General features: G+C 33.8%; 10 protein-coding genes and 2 pseudogenes. 7 read left to right on the forward strand and 5 right to left on the reverse strand.

Going from position 1 to position 10,618, the window contains the following annotated elements; genetic code table 11:
- Positions 1-277: 277 nt before the first annotated feature.
- The 3 genes from J7E67_RS29935 to J7E67_RS29945 all read right to left on the reverse strand — a co-directional run bounded on the left by J7E67_RS29935 (position 278) and on the right by J7E67_RS29945 (position 3,107).
- Positions 278-1,378 carry a GerAB/ArcD/ProY family transporter gene (locus J7E67_RS29935; protein ID WP_214718717.1) on the reverse strand — a complete coding sequence of 367 codons (1,101 nt, stop codon included), beginning with the start codon at positions 1,376-1,378 and terminating at the stop codon, positions 278-280.
- Between the two features lie 424 nt (positions 1,379-1,802).
- Entirely contained in the window at positions 1,803-2,108 is a 306-nt protein-coding gene (locus tag J7E67_RS29940; protein ID WP_214718715.1) for a hypothetical protein, read from the reverse strand.
- A gap of 300 nt (positions 2,109-2,408) precedes the next feature.
- Positions 2,409-3,107: a DUF3231 family protein gene (locus J7E67_RS29945; protein WP_308160823.1), complete on the reverse strand. Its 699-nt coding sequence runs from the start codon at positions 3,105-3,107 to the stop codon at positions 2,409-2,411.
- Between the two features lie 43 nt (positions 3,108-3,150).
- On the opposite strand from J7E67_RS29945, the gene J7E67_RS29950 reads away from it, so the two are divergent.
- The 5 genes and pseudogenes from J7E67_RS29950 to J7E67_RS29970 form a co-directional block, all read left to right on the forward strand.
- Positions 3,151-3,441, forward strand: coding sequence for a hypothetical protein (locus J7E67_RS29950; RefSeq protein WP_214718713.1), 291 nt, complete (start codon positions 3,151-3,153; stop codon positions 3,439-3,441).
- Between the two features lie 3 nt (positions 3,442-3,444).
- Entirely contained in the window at positions 3,445-4,914 is a 1,470-nt protein-coding gene (locus tag J7E67_RS29955; RefSeq protein WP_214718711.1) for a LamG domain-containing protein, read from the forward strand.
- A gap of 125 nt (positions 4,915-5,039) precedes the next feature.
- Complete coding sequence (locus J7E67_RS29960; RefSeq protein ID WP_214718709.1) at positions 5,040-5,219, forward strand: hypothetical protein; 180 nt, start codon at positions 5,040-5,042, stop codon at positions 5,217-5,219.
- A 299-nt stretch (positions 5,220-5,518) separates the two neighbouring features.
- Positions 5,519-5,908, forward strand: a complete 390-nt coding sequence (locus J7E67_RS29965; RefSeq protein ID WP_251027093.1) for a phage holin family protein — start codon at positions 5,519-5,521, stop codon at positions 5,906-5,908.
- A gap of 2 nt (positions 5,909-5,910) precedes the next feature.
- Positions 5,911-6,303 (forward strand): annotated as a pseudogene (locus tag J7E67_RS29970) (M15 family metallopeptidase); the annotation flags it as partial.
- A 194-nt stretch (positions 6,304-6,497) separates the two neighbouring features.
- Here J7E67_RS29970 and J7E67_RS32495 read toward each other — a convergent pair.
- Both J7E67_RS32495 and J7E67_RS29980 read right to left on the reverse strand, forming a co-directional pair.
- A pseudogene (locus J7E67_RS32495) lies at positions 6,498-7,621 on the reverse strand (GerAB/ArcD/ProY family transporter).
- A 204-nt stretch (positions 7,622-7,825) separates the two neighbouring features.
- Entirely contained in the window at positions 7,826-8,041 is a 216-nt protein-coding gene (locus tag J7E67_RS29980; RefSeq protein ID WP_214718702.1) for a helix-turn-helix transcriptional regulator, read from the reverse strand.
- A 283-nt stretch (positions 8,042-8,324) separates the two neighbouring features.
- On the opposite strand from J7E67_RS29980, the gene J7E67_RS29985 reads away from it, so the two are divergent.
- Positions 8,325-9,596 (forward strand): FtsK/SpoIIIE domain-containing protein, encoded by a 1,272-nt coding sequence (locus J7E67_RS29985; RefSeq protein WP_214718701.1) that lies wholly within the window; start codon positions 8,325-8,327, stop codon positions 9,594-9,596.
- 78 nt (positions 9,597-9,674) lie between these two features.
- Positions 9,675-10,037 (forward strand): hypothetical protein, encoded by a 363-nt coding sequence (locus J7E67_RS29990; RefSeq protein WP_214718700.1) that lies wholly within the window; start codon positions 9,675-9,677, stop codon positions 10,035-10,037.
- Positions 10,038-10,618 lie beyond the last annotated feature (581 nt).

Below are 10,618 nucleotides of genomic sequence, written 5' to 3' on the forward strand. Positions count from 1 at the left end.
CCCACGTTTTGCGAGTAGGTTTAGAGTCAATGCTTTACTGATCAAAACCAAGTGAACATCCATATGCTGCTTATTTCTGTCAAATCTTGAGATGGATGCTTGAGTGTACCAGTTAATTCAGTTAATTGCATTTGAGTCATGTTTCTTTCTTTAAGTTATTGATTTAATTTAGGTTCAACCATGTAACACTGGTTTAAGTTCGACAACGAAAAGAAACATAATTTATCTCTTAGAAACGATTAAGGCGATGCTTTGATGGCTTCGCCTTTTTTGAAGGTCATTTAGAAGTGTTTCTAGAATTTCGTAAGTAAGCGATGCACAGTAGCGTAACCGGAATAATAAATTGGAGAGGGAAATGTAAATACCATGGAATTATTTTTCCCCCTTCTATTGAATGTTCCGAATAATTTGAAGCAACTGTCACTGATGCAAATAAGACTATAAGTCCAATAGGAAAACTGAGTCTTTGATGTGATTTAAATTGAAAAAGATCTGCGGTTCCTATAACAGCTGCATAAAAGTAGAGTGTTATTTTAAAAAATCCACCAATCACAAGGTAAAGCATAAATAATGCATCTAGTCTCTCAATAAAATCAGCTATTTGAATTTTACTAATCGTGCGTAATAACGGAAAGGGGGTGCGACTTATAAAATCCGCTCCTAAAGCAGCAATATTGACAACCACAGTGATGATAATATTTATTCCGCTTAGTATCATCCCACCTAAACAAATTCTCCTCGCTTTTTTTTGATCATTTAAATAAGGGAGCAACATTGTAAATACAACCATTTCGCCAAAAGGAAAATTAATCGTTTGTATAACCACAGTATTTAGCACTGGTTTCCACCCGTTTTCGAGCATCGGTTGAAGATTACCTAGGTGGATTATATCAGAGAAGACAATTAAAACGACACCTATGATTGCAATGAAATATATTATACCAAAAAATAGCTCTCCGACTCTTGCTATTACCTCAAACCCCTTGTGGGTGGCATAGATAATCGTAAGTATCATCAAGCAATTGATGACCATTAGAGGAGTATTGGTATATATTGTGGTGACTAATAGCTCTCCAAAATCACGCAATATCCTTGATGCTTGATAAATAAAATAGACTATATATAAAAAACCAATAAAACGTCCGATCCAATTTCCTGTTATTTTTTGAACATAACTTGTGAAAGGAATATCAGGATAAAACATAAACAGACGGTGGTACACAAGGAAGAGCAATAGCCCAGCAATTAATCCTAGTAAAACCGCAATCCAAGCATCTTGTTTTGCTCCCGCTCCTAGGCCAAAAAGAATAGCACTACCCATTTCAAACATTGTAACAAGCACAAACAGTTGGGAGCCACTTATTCTTGCTTTTTCCATATCTAAACCCCTTTGTTAAACTCCCATACGTATAATGACACATTCAAAAGTAATATCAGTTGTTATTGTGAAGATACTAGCACAAAAATATTCCCTCATTATTCAAAAAAGGCATACATTTCCTAAAAAACAAAAAAAGACGATGCTGAGTCAATATGCATTGTCTTTTTGTTATCTGAATTTCAAACCATTTCGATTTTTTGTAAAGGAAAAATTGGAATGAAATTTAACAATCCTTGAGGGGAGGTGGGGAAGATGATTTCAAACAACTTAACACGTTCACACAATCATTAGGAATTTATCTGGATAGCGAAATTTTCTTCAAGGTGTAATGGCATTAAAAAGGCTTTAATCAACGTATATCAACTCTGAATAAGCTAAATGGAAAATCAAAAAAGAAGCCCTTTTAAAGGCTTCTCAGAGATTAATCTAAATCAATTTTCTTAACCTTTAAGAAGTTTTTTATCCCGTTTTCAGCAGTCCATAATTTTCTATCTATATATCTTTGAGGATCATAGGTTTCAATATGTCCTTCTAATTGTTGTTCAATCATGTCACATAGCATACCTGATGTTCTACATAAATAGTCAATAACACCCAGCAATTGAAGTTCAGTAACGCCTACAGTTGTTCTTGTATTTGGATGTGTAACTTGATGGAAAATGCGATTAAGCCTTGCATCGAATTCTTTCATATCTTCAATAGTAAACTTATCCTTTAAATTTGCCATAGAGTCTTTTATACCTCCTAAGAATTAATTATTTACAGTTATGTTATTCAACGTAGGAGATATATAGAATAACTTGGTAAGTTTCTTTACAAGGAATTAATAATTGGTTGTGTCATCTACTGGAACTGGATGTTTATTAGTACATATTTGGGAAATAAATAAAACCCAATAAAACAAGAATTTCATTTGATATATAAGATACATAGAATATACATTTAAAGATACATAGAATATACAAAAGTAGGCATTCTTAATAAAGAATTAAACCTATCGTTCAACCTATTAATTAAGAATGTGGCTTTAATCATTGATGTAATTAAAAATGAAAATAAGCTCATAAGTGTTTTCAAAATAGTTTTGTGCACACTGTGCAAAACCAGTCATCAGCTGAAATCCAATATTGTTAGTTTCAATCGCATGATGAAGAAAACCAATTTCAATATCATTTAAAGGCCTTTTGTCACTAAAGGGATCAAATCCTCTTAAGTAGCTTTTGTCTTTTATATATTCGGTTGTCTTTGGCATCGTTACTTTTGGAGGTAGAGCCAAAATGCCTTTTTGCAGTAAATAAAGTGTAGCCAACTCATAAATATCATGAGTAACTCTTGTAAGTCCCTTGTAAATTTGCATAACATCATCATTGTATGCCATATTCCTATTAATAGTATACATGCCCATACTTACTTCTTTTAAAATACGCACAAACATAATATCAAATCCATTATCAAATAACTTTGGAGCTTCTAAGTTAACATCTTCTTTTTTATATCCATTAGGATATGCAATTCCTTGTTGATCAAATATTTTTTCCATCTGTAAAATATAATATTTTAAATGTTGCCACAAGGCTCCTAAAATATTTCTAGCTTCTTCTTCCTCCGATTTTTTTATAAAATATTCTACTATCCTCAAAATAAGGGTTTTTTCTTGATATGTAAGCCATAGAGTTCCTATCTCTACAGATGTAGTATCTACAGACGGTACAAATCCAATTACCACACAACACGCTACAACTGGAACTACATTTGAACAAAAATTATATTTGTTTAACAATGACAACACAAAATATTATCAGAATATAAATATTGATCCGATTGATTCTACAGGTGGTGATGAATCCTTATGGTGCTATTTGGCTCCTGATAATAGTGGAGTAGCAGGAACATACGGAGCGGCAAGCGCAGCTTTAACGATGGCTAATATTGGTTCAGCAGGTTCGGGAGATTTAACAGGAAAAGCATTTTGGTTAAAGATTGTAAGTCCCTCTGGGGAAGTTGTACAAAATAAAACAGACATTAAATTAAATGTAAACTTTCGTGAATTTGCGGTGTAGGAAATGGCGATTGTTACTGATGGACTGGTAGGTTATTGGCATTACGCTCAAGGAGTAAGCGGTTCAACTTGGAACAATATTGCTCCTGCTACAACGGGTAGTTACAATGGGACGATACCTGGAGCTGCATTACAATCAGATAGTATGTTTTTTGATGGAGCAAGTTATGTTGCTATACCTAGTATGGGGTTAACTGGTGACGTTACTATAGAATCATGGTTTACATTGGATTCAACAGCGTTAACTACAGATAATCCACATATTGTCGGTGGAGATGGAAATCACGTTTTGCGTCTGAACAGGAACAGTAGTTTCATGCAGTATGTTTTAGGAACATCTCTTAAACCATCATCAGCCCTTATCACAACAGCGAATACTTGGTATCATGTAGCGGCAGTTTTTACGTATGCAACCAACAGCGTCCAATTTTACATTAATGGTGCTTCGGCTGGAAGTGCCACAGACGCAGGGACAAAACAAACTTGGAATCAAGCGATTCGGATAGGCGCAAGAACAAATTCAACAACTTCTTCCATTTGTCATAAAGGAAAAATCGCAAGTGTTCGTTTTTATAATAAACAACTTTCCAGTTCGGAAGTATCTCAAAACTTCGCTGAAAGTATGAATGTGGGACTAGGTTATGTCGGTACGGACGGGTCAACACTCTTTGATTTAAAGCAGTCGTTATACCAAGACTCAATGATTAACCTAGATACAAAACAGATTATCTATTTTAATTCACTTATTAGTGCAGATTCAAAACAGATGATTTATTCAGATTCACTTATTAGTACAGATACAAAACAGATTATCTATTCAGACTCGTCTGTTGGTGCAGATACAAAACAGACCATTTTCAGTGACTCCTCTTTATCTTTTGATACATTTCAACAAATTTATGAAAGTGGTTCCCTTCTTCCAGCACCTTTTGATGTATATATTCAATTGTATGAAGATTCTGCTACTTCAAATGATTTGAAAGTGACTGTATTTGCTAATTCATCAACCTTCTTTGATACTGAACAATCAGTTTATGTATTATCTAACTCCTCATTTGATACAAAACAAAGTTTATACACTGATTCATCTAGTCCATTTGATACTAGGATAAATCTATATACAAATGCTAATTCGTTACTTGATACAAAACAATCAATATATCAAGATTCATTTAGTCCATTTGATACCTTGCAAGAATTTTTCAGTGAGGGAGTTGTTGGTTCGATTCCATTTGATATGAAGTTTATATTATATGGTGATCAATCAAAAACATTTGACAGTAAACAGGTGTTGTATTGTGATGGTGAATTTCAAACCGATTTAAAACAAGCTATCTATCAAGATAGTCAATTTCAAACTGACACACCACTCGTAATCTATGCTGATACTGTCACTGGATTTAATACAAACATAAGGACATATTCTGATAATTTCATCTTGTTTGATACAAAGCAAGTTTTATTTGACCATTAGATTATAGATTCTATAAGGTTCAAAGGTAATCAAGAATTAAATGTCCACTTAGTTGCTAAACAGTCTCTAAACTTAAATTTAGAAGGTAAACAATCCTTAAACGTTATTATAAAGGGTGTGATTCAATGACAGCGATAAATCAAAATTTCTCCATGTTTGCAGGTGATAGTAAAAATTTAATTGTCAATGTAACAAAAGACGATGGTTCAACTTTAGATTTAAACGGAACAACTGTTAAATGGGGCTTAAGAAAAAAGAAAATTCAACAATTAATGAAGTTTCAAAAACAATGGATAATGGAATAACCTTATCAGGTAATGAAATTACCATTAAATTGTCCCTACTGATACATTAACTTTGTTGGTTACATACTTTCAAGAATGCGAATTAACTGACCAAATGGGGAATGTATCAACTATATTTACAGGGGGAGTAAAAATCAATAGAAGTGTAGGTTAGACTGAGTATTTCAGTGCAGAGAGTCCTTTATGGCTCTCTTTTTTTAATTGGAAATAAATAGAAAAAGGCTACCCACTGTTGAGAGATAGGTAGCCTTTTTTGTGGTTTGTACCACTTCTATTAGGTTAACAGAGGGGGTGGAATTATGCAACATGGAAAAGAGGTGTTATTTATGCATTTTGATATTACACAAATAGTTGGAAATGTATGGTATGTAGCTTTAGGGTTCATTCTTTTTGATGTAGTTACTGGTTTATTAGCGGCAGCAATTGAAAGAAAACTGAATAGTTCAATCAACTATGTTGGAATGATTAGAAAAGTAGGTGAGTTTGTAGCACTTGCTTTCTTAGTTTTTGTTGAGGCTTATGTAGGTGCAAATGGATTGATTATCAAATTGGGTGCTGGAATGATTGTGGCTTATGAAGCTATGAGTATTATTGAAAACTTCAGTCGTATTGGAATTGACATGAAAATTCTAACTAAATATTTCGATAAGGACAAAATAGGGACAAAAAGGAAAAAAGGGGCTGACTAGAAATGATTTATGATAAACGTAATTTAAGTAATATTGAAAAATTAGCAGATCATACAAAAATTGCTGCTTTAAAATGGCATGATTATTTAGTTGAAAATAAGATTGATATCTTAATCTATGAGACTATTCGTACTAAGGCTCAGCAAGAGGAAAACGTCCGTAAAGGTGCTTCACAAACTATGAGATCATATCATCTTGTAGGTCAGGCATTGGATTTTGTTCCTGTTGTCAAAGGTCAACCTGATTGGGATGGTTATGATAAGCCTGAAGTCAAGAAGGCTATTGCTGAAGCTAAACGTTTGGGTTTTGAATGGGGTAGGAACTGGAAGTCGTTCGTTGATAAACCACATTTACAATTCAACTATAAGGGATATGGTACAGATACATTCGGAAAATGGACTGAACCAAAACCTAAACCAGCACCAAAAAAAGAACCTGCAAAACAAAAAGTAAACGTCATAACTGGATGGTACTATGAAGGATCGCAAGGATTAGCCGAGTTGGAGAAGTTCTTGAAAGCTAAAGGGTGGCATTATACAAAAGAAAAAGCGTAAAAATATTAGCCCTTCTTACTCGAGAGAGGCTGTATTTATTTTTTATTTTCAGAGCTCATATTGGAAAGATGACCACCAAATTTTTTGCGAACTAAATGGACCACAAAAAGCAACAAAGGAAATACTACAGCAATGAGAGGTAAGAGAATCTTAATAGCCAATTCTCCTTCTTTGATATGCTCGGATAAATTACTGGCGATAATAATAGAACTTAAAAGGATCAAAAATCCGATAGGCAATACCAATTTTTTTTTATTTTTCACTTTAAATAAGTCAGATACCATAATTACTATAGCTATACAATAGATAGATATCTTGAAAAAGACGCAAATAATCAAAGCTAATACAGCAAGTATATCAAGCCTCTGAATGAAATTTCCTATTTCAACTTTTTGAATAGTCAATAACAAAGGAAAAGGAGTCCGACCGTAACGAGTTTCCCCAAGTACAGAAATCTCAAGGGCATGAGTAAAAGCTAAAACGATTGTGCTTAAAGTTAATGCAGAAATTCCTGTCTTTCTTCCAGATTTAAGATTATTTAAATTCGGGAAAATCGTTGCAAAGCAAATCATCTCACCGAATGGAAACATGAATATATTTGGATAGGCATTTTTTATAACGGGTTTCCATCCTTCTTCTAGAAGTGGTAATAGATTTTCCACTTTAATTCTTCCGGATAATATTATAAAAGAGAAAAGAAAAAGCCAAAAAAAATTATAACAAAAAAGTAAAGCTCAGCAGTTCTTGCTAAAACCTCAATACCTTTATTCAATGCATAAATTACCACAATGATTAATAAGGAAGCGATTACTAATAACGGAGTCTCACTATAGACACTCGAGATTAATAAGCTGCTTGTTTCCCTTAAGTCTCTGGAACATAAATAAATGAAAAAAATAATATATATAAAAGAGACAAAACCACCAATATATTTACCAAGAATCTTCTGGGCATATCCGCTTAACACAAGATCTGGAAACTCCAAAGAAAGATAATGATAAAGAAGATAAAGAAGCATTCCCCCTAAAGAAGCAAGAATTATCGATAGCCATACTGTCTTTTGTGATACCAATCCGACTGGAACTACAATTGCGGTACCCATTTCAAACAAAAAGATGAACGTAAATAATTGACCATTACTTATTTTTTCTATTTCCATCCAAAAATCAGTCCTTCTTCACTTGATTCAAACCTGCTACGGGCAATTTGGTATCTTCATTAGGTTCCTTCCATATAGTGGAATATATACAATCAAAAAAACTAAATAAGTCTGATGAAAATATTATTGTGGAAAAATAATAATTTTGATTATCCGGAAACATTAGATTTAATACCCGTTTTCACGCCACAACAACGAAGCCCCTTACTCGGTTGAGTAGGGGGCTTTTTTTCGCTCATATAGATCATCCACTTTAACCTCTAATAATTCCGCTAATTGAAAAGCCTTTTCAAGTGATGGAATACTCTTTCCAGTACTCCAATTAGACAAAGTGTTAGCGGATACTCTTAGTTCCTTCATAATAAATTCCCGTTTATATTTTGATTTTTTAATAATATCCCCAATTTTGCTTACAAGCATTAAAAACACCTCAAGGTATAATTCGATAATTTTCACTCAAATCCCTTTAATAAAAATACTTACATAAAAATACAAGTAATTTTGTGATAGATAGGAATATTGGACAATCCATCTCCCATACCTTTTATTAAACCAGATCAATTTCCACCTTAGAATACTTCCAAGGAATATTCCAGATTCAATAATATCAATAGTTTATACCCTATTTTTAACTTCCAGATGGATGCAACTACTTACTTACGTAAGTACAATGAGGTGGCGTTGAAAGAAGGAGGAATTAAGTATGATCTTTGAAGTAGCTTCAACAATTTTAATGACAGCAATTTCTTTGAAGGCTTATCAATCAAAAAGTGGAGCAGGGAACGATTCAAAAAAAATTAACAAGATTTTTTCTCTGAGCGGACTGAATGTGAAGGATGGCAATCAAACTTTAACTGCTCAACAACTTAAAAAGAAAAATTATGAATGGGGAACAGAATACCGTTACCGAATCCCATTAGGTAGAAGTTTTGAAGATTACTTGTCTAAACAAAAAACTATTGAAGCAGGTATTAATGCACGTAAAGTTAAGATTCAATTTAAAGACCTCAAATCATTGAAATTAGACCGAAATATCATTAGTAATATAAAAGGACTCTACACGAAAAAACTCACTGATAACAAAGAAATAGAGATCTTATTTGACGGATTATTAAAGGTTAGAGTGTACAACGAACCTTTATCAAAAAAAATTCCCTGGACAAAGGATTTTATTAAAGAAAATACTTGGTCAGTATTAATTGGATTTAATCGTACTGAAGCCATTTATCACGACTTTGACAAAAGAAAACATCTGATTGTAGCTGGTGCAACTGAATTTGGTAAATCGGTCATTATGAAATGTATTATCACTTCTCTAATCCTTTCTAAGCCAAATGATGTTTCCTTTTCACTAATTGATTTAAAGGGTGGATCAGCTTTCGGAAGGTTCAAGAATGCTAGTCAGGTAGTTAATTTTGGAGTGAATAATGACGAAGCATTGTCAATTCTTGAAGATGTACAAGAGAAAATGAAAGAGGATTATAAAAAAATTGTGAATGATGGTTTTGAAGATGTGTCAGAAGCAGGAATAAGCAAACGACACTTTATAGTTATAGATGAAGCTGCGGACTTAGCAGACGATAAAGATTGTATGGAGATATTAACAGATATTGTACGAAAAGGAAGAGGGGCAGGTTACTATGTCATCTATGCAACCCAATATCCTTCTGCACAAGCAATTAGTATGCAAATAAAAAGAAATGTTCCTGCTCGTTTATGTTTCGTATTAGATAGTGCAACAGCTTCAATGGCAGTGTTAGATAAAGGTGGGGCTGAGAATTTACCAGAGGTTCAAGGAAGGGCTATATACAAGAATGTAAGTCAATCAATCATTCAAACTCCTTTAATTGATAATAAGGACATAAGTAGCCTAATACAACCTTTCATAATTGACAAGGGAGGTCGGGTTCATGAAACCCCTAAGCAAAAGACAGGAACAAATACTTTTAAGCTTGAGAAAACTAGATTATCTTGACAGAGATCAATTAAATAAAATCCATCGACTAGGTACAATCCGCAATACTAAGCAAAGACAATCAAATTTGGTGAATTTATGAATGGTGAATATAAGGTAAAGCAAATGGAGAAAAAACAAAAATTTATCAGTAAAACTACCAAAATAGCAATAGCAGCAATTCTTCCTTTAGTAACTTGTGGTTCTGTTGGAACATTAGGATTTGCATTGACAGCATTAGCGGCTACAACGTCAACCAATGCGGTTACTGTGACTGCTCCTATAGCTGTAACTGTTGGTGCAAAGGAATGGATGTCAGAGGCTACACTCAGTACTTTAGCCCACGTCCTTGATCCTGTTGTCGATATATTAGTAGCCCTTTCATTACCTATTGCTTCAGTAATCATTGTAGGCTCATGTTCCAGTTCATGTTCGATAGAGCAGATAAAGGATGGCAGATGATTCAAAACGCTGGTTTAGGTTACGTCTTAATTCAGGTATCCCCTCTTATTTTGGACGTATTAAAGCAAGTAGGTAACGCTGTCTAAAATGAGGGTTTATATAAAATTACATCATAGGAGGCTACAAAAATGGGAATTAAGATCAAAATTGACGGTGCTAAGTATGCAATTTGTAATGAATGCGGAATGTATCACAAAACATCGAGAGGAAAAAAGAATAAGAAAACAGTGGTATGTACAAAGCAATAATGTGAGGAGAAGTAATTCTCCTTTTTTTTATTTCGAAACCTTCTTAAACTAACGGGGCAGGTTAGTTGTGCGAAATGTTTCTGGCTTAAATTGAGATTGGTCACAATACTCAGGTAAGGCTAGACAGTTCCTGTCGGAAATGAAGGATTATATCGAAGAATCAAATGAGGGGGTAACGCCCTGAAGGGTTCTCTCTAAGTCGAATAGCACTGGATTTAGTAAGAATGATAGTGTTATAAGCCCGGTGAAAAGGCGTAAGAATTTACCGTAACAGGTTAAGCTGTCGAAAGCCTACCCGAAGGGGTGGTGTAAATCATGATGCTTGAGTTGAAT

The sequence above is a fragment of the Bacillus sp. ISL-46 genome (genome assembly GCF_018613205.1).

Bases quoted from the DNA above. Each gene is read 5' to 3' on its own strand.
- J7E67_RS29960 (WP_214718709.1), top strand. From the start codon at position 5,040: ATGACAGCGATAAATCAAAATTTCTCCATGTTTGCAGGTGATAGTAAA.
- J7E67_RS29955 (WP_214718711.1), top strand. From the start codon at position 3,445: ATGGCGATTGTTACTGATGGACTGGTAGGTTATTGGCATTACGCTCAA.
- J7E67_RS29965 (WP_251027093.1), top strand. From the start codon at position 5,519: ATGCAACATGGAAAAGAGGTGTTATTTATGCATTTTGATATTACACAA.
- J7E67_RS29985 (WP_214718701.1), top strand. From the start codon at position 8,325: ATGATCTTTGAAGTAGCTTCAACAATTTTAATGACAGCAATTTCTTTG.
- J7E67_RS29990 (WP_214718700.1), top strand. From the start codon at position 9,675: ATGAATGGTGAATATAAGGTAAAGCAAATGGAGAAAAAACAAAAATTT.
- J7E67_RS29935 (WP_214718717.1), bottom strand. From the start codon at position 1,378: ATGGAAAAAGCAAGAATAAGTGGCTCCCAACTGTTTGTGCTTGTTACA.
- J7E67_RS29980 (WP_214718702.1), bottom strand. From the start codon at position 8,041: ATGCTTGTAAGCAAAATTGGGGATATTATTAAAAAATCAAAATATAAA.
- J7E67_RS29940 (WP_214718715.1), bottom strand. From the start codon at position 2,108: ATGGCAAATTTAAAGGATAAGTTTACTATTGAAGATATGAAAGAATTC.